The following is a 21,372-nucleotide window of genomic DNA, read 5'->3' as shown; positions in this document are numbered from 1 at the left end:
CTGCCTGAGGAGAACAGCGTGAAAGCATGTCTCGTGGCATTCCACTATCCGCGGGCCGCGCACCGGGAAGAGTTCATCGACCGCGTCCACCGCGTCGCCGAGGTGTTCCGGGATTCCCCGGGGTGCCTGTCGGCCGAGTGCTGGGTGAACGATGACGCGGTGGTGTCCACGGTGCGCTGCGAATCCGCGACGGCGCTGGATTCGGCGCTTTCCGCGGTGACGGCGAAGGCGGGGGCCGACATCGTTTTCGACGAGCGTGAAGAACGCCCCCGCGAGATCTTCCAGCTCATGTCGCCCTGAGGGTGCCCCGCTCCCGGCAAGGGGCCGAGCCGACCGGCGGCCGCGCCCCGGCCACGTACCGGGGCGCGTCCGGTCAGGACGACAGGGAGGCGCCCGCCCGGTCCAGGGCGATACGCCGTGCACGCGGTGCGATCCGGCCGCGCAGCGCGACCACGGTCAGCAAGGCCAGTGCGGTACCGCCCAGCGGCACCGTGAAGGCCGCGCTCGCGCCGAAGCCGTCCGCCATCTGCCCGGCCACCGTCACGGCCGTGGCCTGCCCCAGCGCCACCGAGCCGGTCAGCCAGGTGAACGCCTCCGTGCGCGAGGTGGCCGGAACCAGGGACTCGACCAGGGTGTATCCGGTGATCAGCGCCGGGGCGATGCACAGTCCGACCAGCAGCCCCAGCCCGCCGAGCGCCAGCGGGGCGTGCACCGCCCACAGGGTCGAGCAGGCCAGCGCCAGCGCGGCGTAGGACACCAGCAGCCGTCGCTGCGGCGAGGTACGCCACGCGATGGCCCCGCAGGCCACGCCCGCGAGCATGTTGCCCGCGGCGAACGTCCCGTACAGCACACCGTTCAGACCCGGTTGGCCGAGCTCCTCGGTGAAGGCCGTCAGGGCCACCTGCATTCCGCCGAAGACCGAGCCGATGCCCAGGAACGCCACGGCCAGGACCCGTACGCCCGGTACGGACAGGGCGGAGGCACGCCGCTCACCGCTGCCCCGCGAGGCCGCGTTCACCGGCGGCGCGGTACGCCGCTGGGCCGCGAAGAGCAGCCCGCCCGCCAGGGTCAGCGCCGCCTCCGCGATCAGCCCGGAGGCCGGATGCACCCCGGTGCTCAGGGCGGTCGCCAGGACGGGTCCGATGACGAACGTCAGCTCGTCCGTCACCGACTCGAAGGCCGCCGCCGTCGCCAGCAGCGGACTGCGCCGTCCGTCCGGTCCGGAGCCGTCCCCCAGCGTGGCCGCCCAGCGGGCCCGCACCATGGGGCCGACCTGCGGTACGGAGGCGCCCGTCGGCACCGCGGCGGCGAACAGCGCCCACAGCGGTGCGTGTCCCAGCGCGAGCGCCGTCAGCAGCCCCGCGGACGCGGCGTGCATCAGTACCCCGGGGACCAGGACCGCGCGCTGTCCGTAGCGGTCGGCCAGCTTGCCGCCCTGCGGGGCGAACAGCGCCATGGAGACACCGGTGACCGCCGCCACCGCACCGGCCACTCCGTAGGAACCGGTGGTGTGGCGCAGCAGCAGCACGATGCTGATGGTGAGCATCGCGAACGGCTGCCGGGCGGCGAAACCCGGCAGCAGGAACGTCCACGCGCCGGGTGTGCGCAGCAGTTGTCCGTATCCGGGGCGCGTGGGCGGCTCGGGCCGCTCGGCGGGCTCGGGACGCCGGACAGGAGGGGTGGTGGAGACCGCGGTTGCCACGGCCAGGCCCTTTCTGCCGCCTGGTAGCGCACCCGAGCGTCATCGCGGAGTGCGCCGAGAGCTGTCCTCTCGCGCAGGACCGGGGTAGATACCGGGTCCGCGCCGAAAGGGGGCAGAAGGACCGCGGCCGCCGAGCGGTCGCGCCAGCTCTGCATCAGGCAGAGTGGTTCGTTGCTTGCCGCCTCATAGTACAGGGAAACCCGGCGCCGACCTGCGGTGTATCCGGGCCGTGGAGGACCTGTGACGGTTCTCACCGGTGCCGTCACCGGCGCCCCTCCCGGCCCCTGCCCTCCCTTCCGGGGACGCCTCGCCGTGCCACACTCGTCGGGTGAGCCGATCACTCGATCACGACGGGCATCTCGCGGACGACGGGCATACGGCACAGGCGGTGCACGGGACACACGGCGGGTCCAACGCGCTGCGCGGACGGGTCGCCGTCGTCGCGGGAGCGACCCGTGGCGCCGGACGCGGTATCGCCGCCGCGCTCGGCGAGGCCGGTGCGACCGTCGTCTGTACCGGCCGCAGCAGTGTGACCGGCAGTGGCGGATCGGACTACGACCGCCCCGAGACCATCGAGGGGACCGCCGAACTCGTGACCCGGCTCGGCGGCACCGGGGTCGCCGTCCGGACCGACCATCTCGACCCCGGACAGGTCCGTCGGCTGGCCGACCGCGTGCGCCGCGAACACGGCGCCATCGATGTGCTGGTGAACAACATCTGGGGAGCCGAGCGGCTCAAGGGCGGCCCTGCCGACTGGAACACCCCGATCTGGAACCACCGTCTCGACGACGGACTGCGCATCCTCCGGCTCGGCCTCGAAACACACCTGATCACCTCGCACCATCTGCTGCCGCTGCTGATCGGGAAGCCGGGCGGTCTGCTGGTCGAGGTGACCGACGGCACCGCCGCGTACAACGCCGGGCGGTACCGCATCTCGGTCTTCTACGACCTGGTGAAGACCTCGGTGAACCGGCTGGCGTTCTCCCAGGGCCATGAACTCGCGCCCTACGGAGCCACCGCGGTCGCCCTGACGCCCGGCTGGCTGAGGTCGGAGATGATGCTCGACAACTACGGGGTGACGGAGGAGAACTGGCGCGACGCGCTCGCCCCCGACCGGGACGGGGGACTGCCGACCGCCCCCGCGAGCTTCGCGTCCTCCGAATCGCCGCGCTACATCGGCCGGGCCGTCACCGCGCTGGCGGCGGACCCCGAACGGGCCCGGTGGAACCAGCAGTCGGTCAGCTCCGCCCAGCTCGCCCGGGAGTACGGGTTCACCGATGTCGACGGCGCCCGGCCGGATGTCTGGGACAGCCACTGAACCGGGGCCGACGTGGCCTGCGTCCGCCGTCTCACCGCGCCACGGCCGCCCCGGCCACCGCGAGCGCCCGCTCGGCATAGCCGCGGCCGAACAGCACCGTGTGCACCAGCAGCGGGAAGAGCTGATGCAGCCCGACCCGCTCCCGCCAGCCGTCGGCGAGCGGTGCCGCCTCCTGGTAGCCCTCCAGCACCCGGTCCGGATACGGGCAGCCGAACAGGTCGAGCATCGCCAGATCGGTCTCCCGGTGTCCGCCGTGCGCGGCCGGGTCGATCAGCCGGACCCGTCCGTCGGCACCCCACAGCACATTGCCGCTCCACAGGTCGCCGTGCAGCCGGGCGGGCGGTTCGGCCGGGCCCGCCAGCTCCGGCAGCCGCGCGCAGACGCGTTCGACCACCCCGGCCTCGGCGGGGCGTACCGTGCCGTCGTCGACCGCGCGGCGCAGATACGGCAGCACCCGCCGCTCGGCGTACCAGCGCGGCCAGTCCGTGCCCGGCACATTGCGCATCGGGGCGAGCCCGATGTACGCGTCCTCGGGGCCGTCGGGCGGCGGCGCGCCGAATGCGGACGCACCGGAGGTGTGCAGGGCGGCCAGATCGCGGCCGAACCGCACGGCCGCTCCGGTGTCCGGCGGGCCGGTCGGAATCCGTTCGGTGACCAGCCAGCGCCTGTCGTGGCCGTACACCGCCGGAACACGGACCGTTCCCGTGTCGGCCAGCCAGCGCAGCCCCGCCGCCTCGGCCCGTACTGCGCCGGGGCCGTCGGCGCGCTTGACCATGACCACCTGCCCGTCGCCCAGCGCGACTTCGGTGAGCGCGCCCGACAGCGGACGCTCGGCGGTCACCCGGCGGCCGGTGAACCGCTCGGCCGCCGCGGCCGGGCCTCCGCGCTCCCCGGCTTCCGCGCGGGCGGTCATACGGCGGTCGGCGTGGCGGACGGGGACCGGCAGGCGTTCCCGGTACGGACGAAGCAGAGATGCACGGGGACCAGCGTAGGGGGACCGGGCCACCGGCCACGAGCCCTCCGGCACGCGCCGTCCGTCGTGAGTCGTCCGCCACGACAGGAAGGGCCGGGGTGACTCGGCCACAATGGAGGGCAGGGGGCCAGCCGCTCGCGGCGGCCGTTCGCGGCCGGCGGGCGCCACCCGGAGGCGGTGACCGACCCATGTGCGCAGACCCCCGGCCCGGTGCGCGGGATCCCGGACCCGCCATGACGGGCCACTACGGCCAGGAGGTGTTCCCGCCCGAGCGGACCGGCGAGGACGACCGGATCGACCTCGGCGCGCTCACCTACGACAGCGTGACCCTGGACCGCCTGCGGCACCTGGGTGCCGGGCCCGGATGGCACTGTCTCGACGCGGGCGCGGGGACCGGCACCGTCGCCAGGCGGCTGCTGACCGAGACCGGTGTCGACTCCGTGCTCGCCGTCGACCGCGACCCGCGTTTCCTGACCGCGCACCCCGTCCCCGGGCTCGAGGTCATGGAGGCGGACATCACCGCGCCGGAGTTCGACCCGGGCCGCTTCCACCTGGTCCACGCCCGCTTCGTCCTGATGCATCTGCCCGCGTGGCGCCGGCTGATCGGCAAGTTCGCGCAACTGCTCGCACCCGGCGGGGTGTTGGTGCTCAGCGACGCCATCGACCTGATCACCGCGACCGCGCCCCCGACGCCGTACAGCAGGGCCATGGCCGCCATGTGGCGGGGGCTGCGCGACACCATCGGCACCGATGTCTCCTGGGTCGCCGAATACCCTCGGCTGCTGCGCACCGCGGGGCTCACCTCCGTCGCCGCCGAGGTCCATGTGCCGCCCCTGCTCCCCGGCAGCCCCATCAGCCGCTTCTGGGCGGAGACCTGGAACCGGGCGAGGGAGGCGATGGTGGCCACCGGCCAGGTGGACGACGCCGGGATCGACGCGGCCATCGGCTATCTCGACTCGCCCGACTGCGCCGCGCTGTCAGCCGGGATGATCACGGCCTGGGGCACCCGGCCCGGCCCCGGGACGACCGCACGGTGACCACGGCCGCCCATCCCCTCCGGGGCGTACGGCGGCGCTCACGTTCACGGTGACCACGGGACTCCCGTTGCCCGTGGTTGTGGAGATGTTCACCCAACCCCCCTACGCTCCCGGTGTTTTGTCCGTGATCCGGCAACACATCCGAGGAGAGCCGTGAGATCTGCCATCCGCAGAACCGCTCACCGCACCGCCCCCCGCTCACGACGGACCACCGCCCTCGCCACGTTCACCGTCCTTGCCTGCGCATCGACCGCGGTGGCGGCCGGGGACCCCCGGCCGCCGGAGGTGGCCGCCGCCGTGGAGACCCCGGCCGTCCACGACGACGCCGCCGGTGGCAAGGCCAACGCCGACGACCCCGCCGTATGGGTCGATCCCGACCAGCCCGGCCGCAGCCTCGTCATCGGCACCCTCAAGCAGGGCGGGCTGGACGTCTACGGACTCGACGGCGCCCGGCTCCAGCACATCGCCGCGCCACCGGCGCCCGGTGACGACGCGGCACCCGGCCGCTTCAACAACGTGGACATCGTGTACGGCTTCGAACTCGACGGTGAGAAGACCGACCTGGCTCTCGTCAGCGACCGTGGCCGGGACCGGATCCGGGTCTACGCCGTCGACGGCGCGGCCCTCGCCGACGGGAAGGCACCGCTGCGCGATGTCACCTCCGATGACGTCGCACCGGTCTTCGCCGGGAGCGAGGCGGAGGTGGACGAGCAGCACACCGCCTACGGGCTGGCCGCCTACAGCCACGACGGGGACGCCTACGCGGTGGTGTCCCAGCGCGCCGAGACCCGGATGGCGCTGCTGAAGCTGACGGACGACGACGGCAAGGTCGGCTACAAGAGCAAGGACAGCGTCGACCTCCCGGGGACGTTCACCCTGCCCAACCAGAAGAAGTGGACCCCGTGCGCGGACCCCGGGGAGCACGCGCAGGTCGAGGGCATGGCGGTCGACCAGGAGGAACACATCCTCTACGCGGCCCAGGAGGACATCGGCCTGTGGCGGGTGGACCTGGACGACGAGGAGTTCGGCAAGCCCGCGCTCATGGACAAGGTCCGCGAGTACGGGGTGCCGTGGACGTATGACACCGAGGAGGAGGAGTGTGTGATCGACACCTCCGCCGACCCCGGCTACGGCGGCCGCCACCTCGCCGCGGACGCCGAGGGGGTCACCGTCTACCACGCGAAGGACGGCAAGGGATACGTCCTCGCTTCCAGCCAGGGTGACAGCACCTTCGCCGTCTACCGCCGTGACGGGGACAACGCGTGGGTGGGCTCGTTCACCGTGACCGACAGCCCGGCCACCGACGGTGTGCAGCACTCGGACGGTTCCACCGTGGTGAACGTCCCCCTCGGGGAGCGCTTCCCCCAGGGCATGTGGGTCTCCCAGGACGGTGAGGCCACACCGGCGGACGGGGACCGGGAGAGCACCGGCTACAAGTTCGTGCGGTGGGACGCGGTGGCATCGGCCTTCCCCGACCGGCTGCTGGTGGACACCACGTCGTTCGACCCCCGCGACACGGACTGACCGGCCGCCGTCCGGTGACCCGCCCCGGCCAGGACGTACACCCGGTACCGCTCAGGGCCGGGGCGGGTCTTCGCGACCGGCGCCGTGTCAGCTCCGGCCGGAGTCGTGGTCCGGCGGGTTCTTCTCGCTCCAGATCCCCCGTACATGGCCGATGTGGCGGCGCATGAGCGCCTCCGCGCCGTCCGCGTCACCGGCCTCGATCAGATCCAGCAACTCCGCGTGCTCATGGGAGGAGTCGAACAGCGCGTCGCCCTCGGTGAGCGTCTTCAGCCCGTAGAGCCGGGAGCTGGTGCGCAAGCCCCGTACCGTCTCCAGCAGCCGGGCGTTTCCGGCCAGCTCCAGCAGGGTGAGGTGGAACTGCATATCGATGGTGACATGCGCGATGAAGTCCCGCTCCTCGGCGGCCTTCTCGATCCCCGCGGCCAGCGGGCGCAGTTCGGCGATGACCGCGGCGGGGACGCCCCGTTCGGTGATCCGGCGGATGGTGGGCACCTCGATGAGCGCCCTGAGCTCGTTGATCTCGTCGAGTTCGGCCGGGGAGAGGGCGGTGACCCGGAAGCCCTTGTTGCGGACGACCTCGACGAGCCCCTCCTTGGCGAGGTCGAGCAGGGCCTCGCGCACCGGGGTGGGGGAGACCCCGAACTGCTCGGCCAGACTGGGCGCGGAGTAGACGACCCCGGGTTTCATCTCTCCCGCGATCACCGCGCCCCGGAGGGTCTCGGTGATCTCCTCGCGGAGGTTGCGGCGGCCGCGGAACGAGGGCAGGCGCACGGTCGTGCCGTCGTCCACGTTCATCTTCGGTCTCCCTCACTGGCTCGGCCGCCCAAGCCTATCCCGCGGGGCGATACGGAACGGACGTCCCGCCCGCCCCCGGGTGTCCGTGGTGCGGTGGCACGCTGGTCAGAGTTCGAACCCTTCCGGGAACGGGTCGTCCGGGTCGTAGTGGTACTGGGCGGTGCCCGTGATCCACGCCCGGCCGGTCACGGTGGGTATCACCGCATCCACTCCTGCCACCTCGGTCCGTTCCACGAGGGTGCCGATGAAGTGGGTGCCGATGAACGACTCGTTGCGGAACTCGGTGTGCAGCGGCAGCAGTCCACGGGCGTGCAACTGTGCCATCCGGGCGCTGGTGCCGGTGCCGCAGGGGGAGCGGTCGAACATCCCCGGGTGGATGACCATGGCGTGCCGGGAGTGGGCGGCCGTGGATCCGGGGGCGGCGAGATACACATGGTGCACCCCGCTGATCTCGGGGTTGCCCGGGTGCACGGGGCGGTCCTGGCCGTTGATGGCGTCCATCAGGGCGAGCCCCGCGTCCATGATCTGGTTCTTGTGCGCCCGGTCGAACGGGATCCCGAGGTCCGCCAGCTCGGCGATGGCGTAGAAATTGCCGCCGTACGCCATGTCGTAGCCGATCTCCCCCCACGGACCGGCCTTGACGGTCCGGTCCAGGGCGAGCGCGAACGCGGGGACGTTGCGCAGGGTCACCGAGCGGGCGGCCCCGTCCGCCACCGCCACGTCGACGACCACCAGCCCGGCCGGAGTGTCCAGCCGGATGGTGGCCACGGGCTCGTGCACCTCCACCATCCCGGTCTCCACCAGGACCGTGGCCACCCCGATGGTGCCGTGCCCGCACATCGGCAGACATCCGGAGGTCTCGATGAACAGCACACCGAAGTCGGCGTCCGGGCGGGTGGGCGGCTGGAGGATCGCCCCGCTCATCGCCGAGTGGCCGCGCGGCTCGTTCATCAGCAGCTTGCGGATGTGGTCGAGGTGGTCCACGAAGTGCCGGCGCCGGTCGAACATCGTCTCGCCCGGGATCACCCCGACGCCACCGGTGATGACCCGGGCGGGCATCCCCTCCGTATGCGCGTCGACGGCGTGGAAGACGCGATTGCTGCGCATGCTCAGCCCAGCCCTTCCGCGAGGGCGGCCTCGGTCGCCCGGCGGACCGTCGCCTCGTGTTCGGGGATGAGGGGGAGACGGGGCTGCCGACAGGGGCCGCCATAGCGTCCGACCAGGTCCATGCTGGCCTTGATGGCCTGCACGAACTCGGTCCGTGAATCCCAGCGGAGCAGGGGGTGGAGGACGCGGTAGAGCGGGAGGGCCGCGGACAGATCGCCCTTGGTGGCGGCCTCCCACAGATCGACGCACGCACGCGGGAAGGCGTTGGGGTAGCCCGACACCCACCCCGGTGATCCGGCGATCGCCATCTCCATGGCCAGGTCGTCCGTCCCGGCCAGGACATCGAGACCGGGAGCCAGTTCACTGATCCGGTAGTAGCGGCGGATGTCCCCGGAGAACTCCTTGACGGCGCTGACGAGGCCCTCGTGCCACAGTTCGGCGAGCAGCTCCGGCACCAGGTCGACCTTGGTGTCATGCGGGTTGTTGTAGGCGACGACCGGGAGTCCGGCCTTCGCCACTTCCCGGTAGTGCGCCACCACGGCGCGCTCATCGGCGCGGTACGCGTTCGGCGGGAGCAGCATCACGGCCGCGGCGCCCGCTCCGGCGGCCTGTTCGGCCCAGCCGCGGGCCTCGTCCGCGCCGTACGCGGCCACACCGGGCATCACGGTGAAACCCGCGGGGGCTGCGTCCACGGCGGTGGTGACCACACGGGCCCGTTCCGCGTCGGACAGCGTCTGGTACTCGCCGAGGGAGCCATTGGGGGTGACGCCGTGACAGCCGCTCGCGGCGAGCCAGCTCACGTGCTCGGCATAGGTGTCGAAGTCGACGTCCAGTCCGCTGGTCGTTCCCTCACGCAGGGGAAGGGCCGTCGCGACGAGCACACCGTGCCAGGGTTTCACCTGTGTCATCAGTGGCCTCCACTCTCGGGTGACGTGGGTGTGGTGGGTGGTGACGTCCTCGTGGAGCAGTGCAATATCACATTACACAGTGGGCGTTGTGCTGTCACGGGTACGCCCGCCGTCTCAGGCTTCGTTGCCGGCTCCGTCCGCCCCCGCGGCCAGCACCCCCAGGGGCAGGGGCTGTGCGATGGGTCTGCCCGCCATACCGCGCAGATCGTCCGCGGTGACCTCGCGCCCGTCGGCCTCGGCGACCAGCCCGGCGGTGGCGTAGCCGCACACCCGGCCCTGGCACAGCCCCATCCCGGGCCGGGCGCAGAGCTTGACCGTGCGGGGATCCGTGGCCCCGAGCTCCGTCACCGCACGGCGCACCGCCGCCACGTCCACCTCTTCGCACCGGCAGACCACGGTGTCCTCCTCCAGCCACGTCCGCCAGCCGCCCGGTACGGGATACGCCCGGTGCAGGGCGGCCGCGAAGGACCGCTGGGCGGCCCGTCGCCGCAGCAGCCGCGCCAGTCTCCGGCGGTCGGGTCGGGCGCCCGTGGTGGCCCAGGCGGCATGCAGCCCCGCCAACTCGCCTTCGATCAGCGACAGTCGGGCGCCTCCCACACCGCATGCCTCGCCCGCGGCGTAGACCCCGTCCACGCTGGAGCGCTGCCGGGAGTCCACCCGGGCCACCAGACTGCCGTCCCCGTCGCGCTCCATCGCGCAGCCGAGCTGGACCGCGAGCTCGGTCTGCGGGGTGAAGCCGTAACCGACCGCCACCGTGTCGCAGTCCAGGGTGCGGGCACTGCCGGGCAGGGTCCGCCATCCGGCGTCCAGCCGGGCCACCGTCACCCCGGTGACGGAGTCCGTGCCGTGGGCCGCCACGACCGTGGTCCGGGTGCGGTAGGGAATACGGTGCCGGGCGAGCGTCCGCAGATATCCGGCGCCCTCGGCCAGCTTCGCGGCGTTGCGGACCACCGTGAAGGGGTGGCGGCCGAACGCGAGCGGGCGCCCGGCCTCGAACACCCCCACCACCTCGGCCCCGGCCTCGGCCAGCCCCGCCGCCACCGGCAGCAGGAACGGCCCGGTGCCCGCGACCGCGATACGCCGCCCCGCCACCACCCCCTGCCCCTTGAGGAGCGCCTGCACGGCTCCGGCGGTGAAGACGCCGGGTGTGGTCCAGCCGGGGAAGGGCACCTGCCGGTCGTAGGCCCCGGTCGCCACCACCACCGTCCGGCCGCGGATCTCATACGGCCGTCCCGCGTGGAGGGTGTGCACGGTGAACCCGGCGCCGGTGCGCTCCACATGCCAGACCGTATGGCCGGACCGGTGGTCCAGCAGGTCGCGGTGGGCGTCGAGACCGTCGCGCAGCCGCCGGAAGCGGTCCCAGTCGTGGTGCGCCGCCCCGTCGTCACCGGCGCGATGGCGCCAGTACTGGCCACCGGGCCGCGGACCCGCGTCCACCAGCGCGACCCGGGCACCCCGCGCCGCGGCGGCCACGGCCGTGGCCAGCCCGGCGGGACCGGCCCCCAGCACCACGATGTCGTGGACGGCGGCGGGTCCGGGCTCAGCAGGCGAGATCGGCACGGCCCGCCCCCTCCTGGGTGCGCACCACATCGCCGGGGTGCGCCTCGATGACACAAGCGCGCTGGTTGGGGCTGCCGTTGATGGTCACCAGACAGTCGAAGCACACCCCGATACCGCAGAAGACCCCGCGCGGCCGCCCCTCGACGCGGGTCACCCGCCAGGAGCGGATGCCTGAGGCGATGAGCGCGGCGGCGACGCTCTGTCCGTCCTCCGCCGGGACGGCCCGGTCGTCGAAGCTGAAGGTGAACGGCGAGGTGCTCATGCGGTGGCCTCCGCGAAGCGCTGGGGACGGAACGGAGTGAGATCGAGATCGGGTTCGGCCCCGGTGAGCCGCTGGGCCAGCAGATGGCCGGTCGCGCTCGCCAGGCCGATCCCGGCTCCTTCGTGGCCGCAGGCGTGCAGCAGGCCGGGAGCGCGGGGATCCGGCCCGATGACGGGGAGGTGGTCGGGGCAGTACGGGCGGAAGCCCAGATAGCTGCGCAGCAGGGAGACCCCGGACAGGAAGGGGAAGAGCCCGATGGCCTGCGCCGCCAGTCTCCGCAGCACCGGCAGTGAGATCTCGCGGTCGAAGCCGACCCGTTCGCGGCTGGCACCGATCAGCACGGTTCCGCCCCGGGTGCCCTCGACCACCACCGAGGTCTCAAGACCCGCGTCACCGCTGGCGACGTTGGCCACGTACTCCGCCGTGTAGACCTTGTGCCGCACCACCCGTGGCAGCGGTTCGGTGACCAGCACGAAACCCCGGCGCGGCAGTACCGGCACCGGTGCCCCGGCCAGCCCGGCGAGTTCCCCGGCCCAGGTGCCCGCGGCGTTGATCACCCAACGGGCGTGCCGCACCGGCGCGGTGGGGGAGTCGGTCCGCACTCCGATGACCGCGTCGTGCCGGTCGCGTACGAAACCGGTCACCCGGGTACCGCAGTGGACCCGCGCTCCGCGCCGGCGCGCGTGGCGCAGCAGGTGGGCGGTGGCCAGGACGGGCTGGACCTGGGCGTCCTGCGGATAGTGGGCCCCGCCGACCGCCTCCCGGGTCAGCCGCGGCTCCAGCGCGAACAGTTCATCCGGTCCGATGTCGGTGGCGTGGACCCCGCTCGCCCGCTGTCCCGCGGTGAACCGTCGCAGACCCTCGGCGGTCTCCGCCGATCCGGCGACCACGACGCCGCCCTTGGCCTCGTACTCCAGCGCCTCCGCGCCCAGTTCCGCACCGAGCTCACGCCACAGCCGGGACGACAGCAGCGCCAACTCCAGCTCCGGTCCGGGCGCCTTGTCCGAGACCAGGATGTTTCCCTCGCCCGCGCCGCTGGTGCCCCCGCCGATCGCGCCGCGCTCCACCACCTCCACCCGCAGTCCGGCGGCCGTGCAGTAATACGCGCACGCCGCTCCCACGACGCCTGCTCCGATCACGAGGACATCGGGACGGGAAGACGTATCAGTCACGTCGGCATCATGTCATATACCACTGATAATGCCAGTGGTCTCACCAAGAGTTGTATGCAGGATTCCGGTGAACCTGGGGTATGACCCTATGACGTGTGCATGGCGCGGCAGCCCGCCGTGCCCGCACACGGCCGGTAACCCCCCACAGAGAAAAGGTCATCCGCCATGACGAGGACACCTGCCCGGAAGATCACCGCACGGCTGCTGCTGGCCCTCGGTGGTCTGACCGCGATGGCCGTGTCGGCCACCGCGGCACAGGGCGCCGAGCGGTTACCGCGTGACAACGCGGCGAACCACCGTGGTTGTGTGGTCGTGTACTTCGACCTCGGTGAGACGCTGATCCACACGGCCGACGACGGGAGCATCCGGTACATGCCCGGAGCGGCCGAGCACCTGCGGGCGCTGCGGGCCCGGCACATACCGGTCGGCCTGATCACCAACGTCCCCTCGTCCTGGGGGAAGACCGACGCCGAGCGGGCGGCGAAGCTGAAGACGGTCGTCGCCGAGGACTGGAAGGACTCACGGCCGTTCGCCTGGTCCGACTTCGGGGACCGGATCCTCACCCCGCGGACGGAGGCCGAGCGCAAGCCCGCCGCGACCCTGTGGGAACGCGCCCGGGGCACCTCGGGCGGCTGCCGCCTCGTGTACCAGGCCGAGACCACCGACGAGATCGACGCGAGCCGCTCGCTCGGCTATGTGCCCTACCTGGTGGGCCGTCCGCACTGGCCGTTGTTCATGCCGGTCCAGTTGATCTCGGCACTGGCGCACCTCCCGAACTGACGCCGGGGGCCACGGCGTTACCGGCTCCGGTGGGTCACGGCGGGTGACTCACCGGAGCGTCCGCCTCCGAAACCGCCGCGGAGGGAACCGCGGGGCGCGGTTGGGGGTCTTGCCAGGGGCACGGACGAATATCCCCGGCCGGACGGCCTTCACGGAGGAGAGACGGAATGACCAGCCGCAGCCCGGGAGCGCGCCACGATGAACGCCCGCAGCAGGTGGAGACCGCCTACATCCTCTCCCTCACGGCCATCGCGCTCCAACTGGTCTCCTGGGTGATGGGGTCGTTCGTCATCGAGCCCACCGGCTTTGACGAGATGCGCCAGGAGGTGGGCCAGGACCAGGTCGTCCAGCAACTCGCCCTCTCCGCGGTCGCCCTGTGCGTGATCTGCGTGCTCTGGGCGCTGCTGGCCGTCAAGATGCGGGAGGGGCAGAACTGGGCGCGGCTGGTGCTCGCCGCGGCCACCGCGCTCAGCGCGCTCTTCCTCGTCAACAGCCTGAGCATGAGCGGCTACCCCTGGGATGAACTGGTGGGGGCCGCCCCCGATCTGGTGGCCTACGGTGCCATCGCGATGATGTTCCTGCCGTCGTCCAACGCGTACTTCGTGGATGACACGGTGGAGCAGTAGATCGGGTTATCCGTAGCCGGACGGCTCCCGGCTTGGCGCCGGGGCATGTTTCACACCATCGGGTGATCGACCAATCCGCCGGGTGGCCCGCCCCGGATTCCCCGTGTGAGTGCGGGAAGCGAGAAGCAGACAAGAACCCCTCGGGGAGAGCGTCCGCTGCTGGGTGCCGTGAGCGGCGCGGTGGCGGGCTTCGCGGCGCTGGCCGTGGCGGAGCTCGTGGCCGCCGCGGTGCGTCCGCAGGCGGGTCCCGTCGTCGCGGTCGGCGGCGCCGCCATCGACGCTGCGCCGACCCCGGTGAAGGAGTGGGCGGTCCGGCGCTTCGGCACCGATGACAAGCTGGTCCTGCAACTCGGCATTCTGGTGTTGCTCGCCCTCTTCGCCCTCGTGGTGGGGATGGTGGCGACACGGCATCGCCGGGCGGGCGCCGCGGCCGTGCTGCTGTTCGGTGCGGTCGGGGCCGTGGCGGCGACGGGCCGCCCGGACTCCACCGGGGTAGTCGACGCCCTGCCCTCGGTGGCCGGGGCGCTGGCGGGCGCGGTTCTGCTGTACGTCCTCGCGGGGCGCCTCACCACGGGTGGTGACGGTCCGGGGGACAGCTCTGCCACGGCCCGGTCCGGTGTCGACCGGCGCCGGTTCGTCGTCCTGGCCGCCACGGCGGCCGTGGCCTCCGCCGGAGCCGGTGCGCTCGGGCGGTGGCTCACCACCGCCCGTACCCGGGGCGCCATCGCCTCGCGCGACGCGGTCGTGCTGCCCGCACCGGCCTCCGCGGCGAAACCGGTGCCCAAGGGGGCACGGCTGCGTGTTCCCGGCGTCAGCCCGTTCCTCACCCCGGTCGGGGACTTCTACCGGGTCGACACCGCGCTCGTGGTGCCCAAGGTCGACGCCGGCACGTGGCGGCTGCGCATCCACGGCAAGGGGGTCTCCCGGCCCGTCACCCTCAGCTTCGACGATCTGCTCCGACGCGAGCTGATAGAGCGTCATATCACTCTCACCTGTGTGTCCAACGAGGTCGGCGGGCCCTATGCGGGCAATGCACGCTGGACCGGGGTACGGCTGGCCGAGCTGCTGGCCGAATGCGGTGTGGCACCCCCGTCGAAGGGCGGCCCGGCCGATCAGCTCGTGGCACGTTCGGTGGACGGCATGACGCTCGGCAGCCCCGTCGAGGAACTGATGGACGGGCGGGACGCGCTGCTGGCCGTCGGCATGAACGGCGAACCGCTGCCCTTTCGCCACGGCTTCCCCGTGCGGATGGTGGTCCCCGGTCTCTACGGCTATGTCTCCGCGTGCAAGTGGATCGAGGACATCGAGCTGACCACGTTCGACGACGACGAACCGTACTGGGTCCAGCGGCACTGGGCACGCCGTGCACCGATCAAGACCCAGTCCCGCATCGACACCCCCAAGCCCTTCGCGCGGCCCCGGTCGGGGACGGTCATGGTGGCCGGTGTCGCCTGGGCCCAGCACCGGGGCATCCACCGCGTCGAACTGCGGATCGACGACGGCCCCTGGCGGAACGCCGACCTCGCCGCCGAGGACACCCGCGACACCTGGCGGCAGTGGTCCATCCCCTGGCAGGCCACCCGCGGCTCGCACACGCTGACCGTCCGCGCCACGGACGGCACCGGCGAACTCCAGACGTCGCAGCGCACCCGCACCGTCCGCGACGGGGCCAGCGGATGGCATTCGGTCGTGGTCAACGTCGACTGACCGAGCCACTTTCCCCTGTCCGATGTCCGCGTTGCCGATGCCCGCCGAGCAAGGAAGCTCTCGGGCCCAACCCATCAGGAGAACATCACCATGAACACCCGTATCCGTATCCACCGTGCCGTCGTCGCCGTGGCCGCGCTCACGCTGCTGCCGGTCGCCCTCACCGCCTGTTCGGACGACGGCAAGGACAAGGAGTCCACCGGTTCCTCCAAGGCGTCGAACCCGGCCTCGGACAAGGACAGGACGAAGGGATCCGACGGCGCCCCGGGCGGCGGGGACAAGCCGTTCGGCGCGGCCTGCTCCTCGGTGCCCAAGGAGGGCGCGGGTTCCTTCGACGGCATGGCCAAGGACCCGGTGGCCACCGCGGCTTCCCACAACCCCGCGCTGTCCACGCTGGTGTCCGCCGTCAAGAAGGCCGGGCTGGTCGACACGCTGAACAACGCCCAGAACATCACCGTGTTCGCGCCCACCAACGATGCCTTCGCCAAGATCCCGAAGGCGGACCTCGACAAGGTGCTGAACGACAAGAAGCAGCTCACCAAGGTCCTCACCTACCACGTGGTGGGCAAGAAGCTCGCTCCGGGGGACCTGGACAGCGGCTCGTTCCCCACGCTGGAGAAGTCCACGCTGCGCACCAGCGGCTCCGGGGAGTCCTACACCGTCAATGACACGTCCAAGGTGGTGTGCGGTCATGTGAAGACCGCCAACGCCAACGTCTACATCATCGACACCGTCCTCATGCCCAAGGGCTGACCCGGCGGGCCGGACCACCACAAGGACCCCGCGCACCCGGTGTGCGCGGGGCCCTGTGCCGTATCCGTCCGGCGAACCGGCCGGGCCGTCAGACGGGGAGGTCCAGCAGCGCCAGCGGCGCCGAGGTGGGCTCGGCCGAGCCACCGGCCGGCTCCACGGTGATCCCCATCCCCGAAGCGTGCCGGACCGGGCCCCGCAACAGCACCGCCTGCACCGACGCGCGTGGCATCACCCCGGCCGAGCGCATCGTGCCCCCGCCGTCGTCGAACCACAGCTGGTAGACCTTGCCCTCCGGCGGTGCCGCCAGCCCGTCCGCGAGGAACGCGGCCCGGTCCTGCCGTTCGGACACCACGACCGTGCCGGTGGCGCCACCGGCCAGCTTCACGCCGCGGGACCGTGCGTCCGGCGCGGCCAGCACCGCGGCGAGCGCCTCCGACCGCCGCTCGGCCTGCCGCACCTGCTGCCGGGTGTCCCGTACCTGCTCGTGCTGCCATACCGCGATCCCGCCCAGCCCGGCTGTCACGGCCACACAGGCCGCCAGCGCCCATCGCGCCCGGCCGCCCGCCACCCGTCGCGCGACACCCGTCCGGTCATCCCGGGAATCACTCTCGGGCGGTGTGACGGGCGGCTCCTGCCGCACCCCGCCGATCCGCCGCAGCACCTCGTCCTTGACGGCCGGCCGGACGGGAGCGGCCGAGGCCAGTCCCAGCCGGGCCGCGGTGGCGCTCAGCTCGCGGACCTCCTGCGCACACACGTCGCAGTCACCGAGGTGGTGTTCGAACGCGTGGCGTTCGTCCCCGGAGAGCGCGTGCAGCGCGTAGGCGCCGGTCAGCGTGTGCAGTTCGGCGGTGGTCATACGGTGACCCCCAGACAGTCGCGCAGCCGGATCAGCCCGTCGCGCAGCCGGGTCTTGACCGTGCCGAGCGGCAGCGCGAGCAGTTCGGCAACCTCCCGGTAGGTCAGCCCCCGGTAGTAGGCCATGGTCACGGACTGCCGCTGCAGTTCGGTGAGGGTGCGCAGACAGCGCCGTACCTGTTCGTGTTCGAGCCGTGCCTCGACCTGTTCGGACACCTCGTCGTACTCCGGGGTCCGGTCCAGGAGGGCCGCCCTGTGGTCACGGGCCGCGGACGCCTCCACCGACCGCACCCGGTCCACGGCGCGCTGGTGGGCGAGGGTCAGGATCCAGTTGACGGCCGTGCCGCGGTCCCGGCGGTAGCGCGCGGCGGTGCGCCACACCTCGACCAGCACCTCCTGGGTGACCTCCTCCGACTGGGCCCGGTCGCGCAGCACGCCGCGCACCACGCCCAGGACGGGAGCCGCCACCACGTCGTAGACCGCGGAGAACGCCTCCTGATCGCCCCGGGCGACCCGGGCCATCAGCTCCTCCAGATCCGGCCGCGCCGATGGGTTCGTCCCGATGTACACGGGCTCTCTCACGTCGTACCCCTCCAGGACAGATGTCGATGCGCGGGTAATCCGTAGCCGCGGGCCGAAGGGCTTGCCGCGAACCGTGGAGATGGTGTGTGATCCGGGACGATACCGGCGTGGCGGGATGGCGCGGCGCGGCGCCGGAGGTGATGACGGGCCCCGCGGCCGGGGCCATCCGGGGTGTCCGGGGGTGAAACGGGGAACCAAGCCGGACGGGGGAGCGTTACGGATCACCCGGGAACTGTCGGCCGCCGGGGCCGGAGGTCCGGGCACCGGAGAGGAACGCGATGCGAGGACGACGACGGCTGCCGATGGGCACCGCTGCCTTCCAGGCTCCCGGCAGGCCGTCACCGGAAGGGTCCGCGCTGTGCGTCCTCGCGGGTCCCGCGGACCCCGACGCCGCCGTACTGCTGCTGCACGGGGGCCGGGAGTACGGACGCCGGCCCACCCGGCCCTGGCAGCTCGCGGCGGTGCGGATGCGTCCCTTCCAGCGGGCGGTGGGCCGGGCCGTGCCGGACCGGCGGCTCTTCGTCGGCACCGTCCGCTATCGCCACCGGGGCTGGAACGGCACCCTGGCCGACCCCCTGCGGGACACCGAACGGGCACTCGCCGAACTGGTACGGCACGTCGGCGACGTGCCGGTGGTGCTCATCGGCCACTCCATGGGCGGCCGGGCCGCCCTGCGCGCCGCGGCCGACCCGCGCGTGACGGGAGTCGTGGCCCTGGCGCCGTGGTGTCCGCCGGGCGAGCCGGTGGCGCAGCTTCGCGGCAGCACGGTGGTGATCCTGCACGGCGACCGCGACCGGCTGACCGATCCGCATGCGTCGGTCGACCTGGTCCGCCGCGCCCGCGAGGACGGCGCCCGCGCCGGAACCCTGCTCATCACCGGCGGCGACCACGCGATGCTGCGGCGCGGTGGGGTGTGGCACCGCACGGCGGGTGACGCGGTGGCGGGGATCCTCACCCCGGCCGCGGCGTCCGGACTCATCACCGGCGCCCTGGACTCGGCCGTCCCCGGCCGGATCTGACACATCTGCTCCCGCCGCGATGATGCGGCATCGGCCCGGGCCAGGGCCGATGCCACCCCGCCCGTGCTCCGCTGTCGGCGCCGTGTGGCATCGTCTGGTTCGGCACGGCACAGAGGACACGGCGGAACACGGCGGGGAGTTCGGTATGACGGGGGCCTTGGACGAGGCACGTGTGGTGGATCTGGCGCGGCGGCTCAAGGGCGCGGAGACCGGCGGCTGGAGCGCATCGGCGGTCCGCGCGCTGGCCGAGGAGATCGGCCGGGGGACCGACGGGGCGGCCGCGCCCCGGGTGCGTACCGTGGAACGCCACGAGGAGGACTACGTCCATGGCGGCGAGGAGTGCATCGGGCTGTATGTACCCGTCGCGCTGCCGGAGGACGGGGCGGCGGAGAAGGCGGCCGCCTTCCGCGACGCCGCCGAGATCCTGACCAAGGAGTTCGGGCCCGCGTCCATCATGGGGGTCTACGGGGACCCCGGCCCCTTCTACCGCGCCACCCCGCTGTGGGGCAGTCCGTTCCTGCGGTGGCGCGGTGGTGAGGACACCCTGGAGCTGCATCCCGGCGAAGGAGGTCCGGAGCTGCTGCTCCAGCCCACCGGTCCGGTGGAGAACTGGTTCTGGCGACAGGTACACGGCGAGCCCCACGCCGTCGGCGGCTTCTTCGGATCCCGTCGCGTCGCGGCCAACGCGGGCCTCGGGTTCCCGGGCCGCTGGCGCACCGACGACTGGGACGTCTTCGGCCGTGCCCTGGGCGACTTCCTGACCACCCTCCCGGCCGAGACCACCGCCCTGGGTGTGGAACTGGACCTGGGCATCCACGCGTTGGTGCCCGGCACCTACGGTCCGGTCGTGTTCCATCTCGGCTGCGGTGAGCGGCTGGAGATCGCCTATGACCCCGACGGGCTCGACGCGACCGACCCGGCGTCCTTGGGCTGGATCGCCGGGACGACCCGTCCCGCAGCGCTGGACCACTGGATCGAAGCCCCCTACCACTCCGGGGACTTCGGCATCGGCGAGGTGGACGGCGCGGCGCTGAGCCGGTTGATCGTGGACACCCTGCGCGGCCTGGGTGTCGCCTCTCCGAAGGGGCTGAGCCTGTCGGACCACGCCCAGCGGGTCGGGGATTACCACGTCGAGTTCTACGGGCTCACCCTCGGGGAGAACCCGTGACCACGGCACCGCGGTCCGTCCCGGCGGGGGCACGGGGACAGTCCCTCCACCGGGACGTGTCTCCCGCCGGGACGGACGGGCGCGCACCGCACGGGCCGTCAGACGACCGGGTCGAGGAGGTCGTCGAAGGCGTGTGACAGATGGCGCCACGCCTCCCGCCCCGCGGCGTACTCCTGGTCGGTGAGCAGACAGGACTCCAGCGTCCGGACCAGTCCGTCGCGGTCCAGGCCGGGTGAGATGAACACCAGGTGCTGGCAGCGGTCGCCGTGTGCGGTGTGCCAGTCCAGCGCGGCGGCCGCCCGCCGCACCGGCGGGACCATCTCCCAGGCCGCGTCGGGCAGCGCGGCCAGCCACGGGCCCGCGCCCTCCACGCACAGGGCGCCGCCCGCCGCGTCCCAGGCGAGCAGGGTGTCCGGCCGGTCGGCCAGATAGAACCGGCCCCGGCTGCGGGCCGCCGCACAGGTCAGATCCTCCAGCGCCCGGTGCAGCCGGCCGGGGTGGAACGGTCTGCGGTGGCGCCACACCAGGGTGCTGACGCCCGCCTCCTCGGCCTCCTGGGGCAGCAGCGCGCACGCCGGGTGCTGGGCTGCCGCTGCCGCCGCCACGTCGAATCCCGCGAACGCGGCGGATGCCAGCTCACCGGAGCCGACCGGGAGCCGCCGGGCGGTCGGGTGCAACTGACCGAGCAGGGCGCGGTCCTCGTCGTCCGCGTCCTCGCCCTCGACGAGGGCCAGCACGGCGGCGTACTCCAACTGCCGGGCGAAGGTGTCGCCGACCGTGCGCTGGTCGGTGGCCGCGGCGGCGAGCCCCGCCTCGGCCAGGTCGTCACCGTTGGCCAGACACGGCAGCACCAGCGCGGGATCCACGGCCGTCAGCACATTGCTGACCGCGAGCGTTCCGCCGCCATGGGCGGCGATCACCTCCGCCATGGCCCGGGGCTCGACCGAGTCCCACAGTTCCACGACGGCGAGCCGGACCAGGCCGCCGTCCGCCAGCCGTTCGAGTTCGGGGACGAGGTCCTCCCGCAGGGCGCAGCAGGCGCAGTCGTCGACGAGCGGTGCCTCACCCCGGAACAGCTCACCGGACGCATCGCGGACCTCGCGCAGGACCGTACCGCCGGCGGCGGTGGCCAGGTCGTGGTGGAGCGCGACGCTGCCGGGGACGGTGCGCAGCAGCCGGTCCACCACGGTCCGGCGGGCGTCACGGTGCAGCCCCGCGACGATCACCACGGGCAGTGCGGTGTTCTCCGGCATCAGCGCGCCCCGCGCCGGCCGTAGCGGCGCTCGAAGCGTTCGACGCGTCCCGCGGTGTCCATCACCCGTGCCGTCCCCGTGTAGAAGGGGTGGCTGGCGGAGGAGATCTCCACGTCGACGACCGGGTAGGTGTGTCCGTCCTCCCACTGGACGGTCTGCTCGCTCGTCAGCGTGGAGCGGGTCAGGAAGGCGAAGCCGGCGGCCCGGTCACGGAAGACGACGGGACCGTAGGCGGGGTGGATACCGGATTTCATGGCGGATCCCTTCAAGG

Annotated in this window: 22 protein-coding genes; 10 read left to right on the top strand and 12 right to left on the bottom strand. The window is 72.7% G+C overall.

Annotated features, from left to right (window positions below):
• Positions 1-18 precede the first annotated feature (18 nt).
• Complete coding sequence (locus tag NMK44_RS35160; RefSeq protein WP_254750869.1) at positions 19-300, top strand: antibiotic biosynthesis monooxygenase; 282 nt, start codon at positions 19-21, stop codon at positions 298-300.
• Positions 301-373: 73 nt separating this feature from the next.
• Here NMK44_RS35160 and NMK44_RS35155 read toward each other — a convergent pair whose 3' ends face one another.
• Positions 374-1,612: an MFS transporter gene (locus NMK44_RS35155; protein WP_374215388.1), complete on the bottom strand. Its 1,239-nt coding sequence runs from the start codon at positions 1,610-1,612 to the stop codon at positions 374-376.
• A gap of 478 nt (positions 1,613-2,090) precedes the next feature.
• On the opposite strand from NMK44_RS35155, the gene NMK44_RS35150 reads away from it, so the two are divergent.
• A complete protein-coding gene (locus tag NMK44_RS35150) occupies positions 2,091-3,020 on the top strand; it encodes an SDR family oxidoreductase (RefSeq protein ID WP_254750899.1) in 930 nt (309 codons plus the stop codon).
• 31 nt (positions 3,021-3,051) lie between these two features.
• Here the strand turns inward: NMK44_RS35150 and NMK44_RS35145 are convergent, their stop codons facing one another.
• The gene (locus tag NMK44_RS35145) at positions 3,052-3,933 is read right to left on the bottom strand and encodes a fructosamine kinase family protein (RefSeq protein WP_254750865.1); all 882 of its coding nucleotides are present in this window, start codon (positions 3,931-3,933) and stop codon (positions 3,052-3,054) included.
• Between the two features lie 293 nt (positions 3,934-4,226).
• Between NMK44_RS35145 and NMK44_RS35140 the strand changes: the two genes are divergently transcribed.
• Together NMK44_RS35140 and NMK44_RS35135 are read left to right on the top strand one after the other, a co-directional pair.
• The gene (locus NMK44_RS35140) at positions 4,227-5,030 is read left to right on the top strand and encodes a class I SAM-dependent methyltransferase (protein ID WP_254750863.1); all 804 of its coding nucleotides are present in this window, start codon (positions 4,227-4,229) and stop codon (positions 5,028-5,030) included.
• A gap of 153 nt (positions 5,031-5,183) precedes the next feature.
• On the top strand, positions 5,184-6,554 hold the full coding sequence (locus NMK44_RS35135; RefSeq protein ID WP_254750861.1) for a phytase: 1,371 nt from the start codon (positions 5,184-5,186) through the stop codon (positions 6,552-6,554).
• 87 nt (positions 6,555-6,641) lie between these two features.
• Here the strand turns inward: NMK44_RS35135 and NMK44_RS35130 are convergent, their stop codons facing one another.
• The 6 genes from NMK44_RS35130 to NMK44_RS35105 all read right to left on the bottom strand — a co-directional run bounded on the left by NMK44_RS35130 (position 6,642) and on the right by NMK44_RS35105 (position 12,358).
• Entirely contained in the window at positions 6,642-7,349 is a 708-nt protein-coding gene (locus NMK44_RS35130; RefSeq protein WP_254750859.1) for a GntR family transcriptional regulator, read from the bottom strand.
• Positions 7,350-7,454: 105 nt separating this feature from the next.
• Complete coding sequence (locus NMK44_RS35125) at positions 7,455-8,456, bottom strand: proline racemase family protein (protein ID WP_254750857.1); 1,002 nt, start codon at positions 8,454-8,456, stop codon at positions 7,455-7,457.
• A gap of 2 nt (positions 8,457-8,458) precedes the next feature.
• Complete coding sequence (locus NMK44_RS35120) at positions 8,459-9,364, bottom strand: dihydrodipicolinate synthase family protein (protein WP_254750855.1); 906 nt, start codon at positions 9,362-9,364, stop codon at positions 8,459-8,461.
• 114 nt (positions 9,365-9,478) lie between these two features.
• Positions 9,479-10,924: an FAD-dependent oxidoreductase gene (locus NMK44_RS35115; RefSeq protein ID WP_254750853.1), complete on the bottom strand. Its 1,446-nt coding sequence runs from the start codon at positions 10,922-10,924 to the stop codon at positions 9,479-9,481.
• Positions 10,905-11,186 (bottom strand): (2Fe-2S)-binding protein, encoded by a 282-nt coding sequence (locus tag NMK44_RS35110; RefSeq protein ID WP_254750851.1) that lies wholly within the window; start codon positions 11,184-11,186, stop codon positions 10,905-10,907. Before NMK44_RS35110 ends, NMK44_RS35115 begins: the two co-directional genes overlap by 20 nt.
• On the bottom strand, positions 11,183-12,358 hold the full coding sequence (locus NMK44_RS35105) for an NAD(P)/FAD-dependent oxidoreductase (protein ID WP_254750849.1): 1,176 nt from the start codon (positions 12,356-12,358) through the stop codon (positions 11,183-11,185). Before NMK44_RS35105 ends, NMK44_RS35110 begins: the two co-directional genes overlap by 4 nt.
• A gap of 165 nt (positions 12,359-12,523) precedes the next feature.
• Here NMK44_RS35105 and NMK44_RS35100 point away from each other — a divergent pair, with 165 nt between their 5' ends.
• The 4 genes from NMK44_RS35100 (at position 12,524) to NMK44_RS35085 (ending at position 16,224) form a co-directional block, all read left to right on the top strand.
• Positions 12,524-13,138, top strand: coding sequence for an HAD family hydrolase (locus NMK44_RS35100; RefSeq protein ID WP_254750847.1), 615 nt, complete (start codon positions 12,524-12,526; stop codon positions 13,136-13,138).
• A 167-nt stretch (positions 13,139-13,305) separates the two neighbouring features.
• Positions 13,306-13,764 (top strand): hypothetical protein, encoded by a 459-nt coding sequence (locus NMK44_RS35095; protein WP_254750845.1) that lies wholly within the window; start codon positions 13,306-13,308, stop codon positions 13,762-13,764.
• 105 nt (positions 13,765-13,869) lie between these two features.
• Complete coding sequence (locus NMK44_RS35090; RefSeq protein ID WP_374215387.1) at positions 13,870-15,471, top strand: molybdopterin-dependent oxidoreductase; 1,602 nt, start codon at positions 13,870-13,872, stop codon at positions 15,469-15,471.
• A gap of 90 nt (positions 15,472-15,561) precedes the next feature.
• The gene (locus tag NMK44_RS35085) at positions 15,562-16,224 is read left to right on the top strand and encodes a fasciclin domain-containing protein (protein ID WP_254750841.1); all 663 of its coding nucleotides are present in this window, start codon (positions 15,562-15,564) and stop codon (positions 16,222-16,224) included.
• A gap of 88 nt (positions 16,225-16,312) precedes the next feature.
• Here NMK44_RS35085 and NMK44_RS35080 read toward each other — a convergent pair whose 3' ends face one another.
• A complete protein-coding gene (locus NMK44_RS35080; RefSeq protein WP_254750839.1) occupies positions 16,313-17,080 on the bottom strand; it encodes an anti-sigma factor in 768 nt (255 codons plus the stop codon).
• Complete coding sequence (locus NMK44_RS35075; RefSeq protein ID WP_254750837.1) at positions 17,077-17,661, bottom strand: sigma-70 family RNA polymerase sigma factor; 585 nt, start codon at positions 17,659-17,661, stop codon at positions 17,077-17,079. Before NMK44_RS35075 ends, NMK44_RS35080 begins: the two co-directional genes overlap by 4 nt.
• 278 nt (positions 17,662-17,939) lie before the next feature.
• Between NMK44_RS35075 and NMK44_RS35070 the strand changes: the two genes are divergently transcribed.
• Positions 17,940-18,680 (top strand): alpha/beta hydrolase, encoded by a 741-nt coding sequence (locus tag NMK44_RS35070; protein WP_254750835.1) that lies wholly within the window; start codon positions 17,940-17,942, stop codon positions 18,678-18,680.
• Between the two features lie 157 nt (positions 18,681-18,837).
• Entirely contained in the window at positions 18,838-19,848 is a 1,011-nt protein-coding gene (locus NMK44_RS35065) for a hypothetical protein (RefSeq protein ID WP_254750833.1), read from the top strand.
• A 98-nt stretch (positions 19,849-19,946) separates the two neighbouring features.
• On the opposite strand, the gene NMK44_RS35060 is transcribed toward NMK44_RS35065, so the two are convergent.
• Together NMK44_RS35060 and NMK44_RS35055 are read right to left on the bottom strand one after the other, a co-directional pair.
• Complete coding sequence (locus NMK44_RS35060; RefSeq protein ID WP_254750831.1) at positions 19,947-21,101, bottom strand: CobW family GTP-binding protein; 1,155 nt, start codon at positions 21,099-21,101, stop codon at positions 19,947-19,949.
• Complete coding sequence (locus tag NMK44_RS35055; protein WP_254750829.1) at positions 21,101-21,355, bottom strand: type B 50S ribosomal protein L31; 255 nt, start codon at positions 21,353-21,355, stop codon at positions 21,101-21,103. The genes NMK44_RS35060 and NMK44_RS35055 overlap by 1 nt, the downstream gene beginning before the upstream one ends.
• Positions 21,356-21,372 lie beyond the last annotated feature (17 nt).

This window comes from Streptomyces cucumeris, assembly GCF_024295805.1.
Classification (GTDB): domain Bacteria; phylum Actinomycetota; class Actinomycetes; order Streptomycetales; family Streptomycetaceae; genus Streptomyces; species Streptomyces cucumeris.
This window is presented reverse-complemented; position numbering and strand designations above follow the sequence as displayed.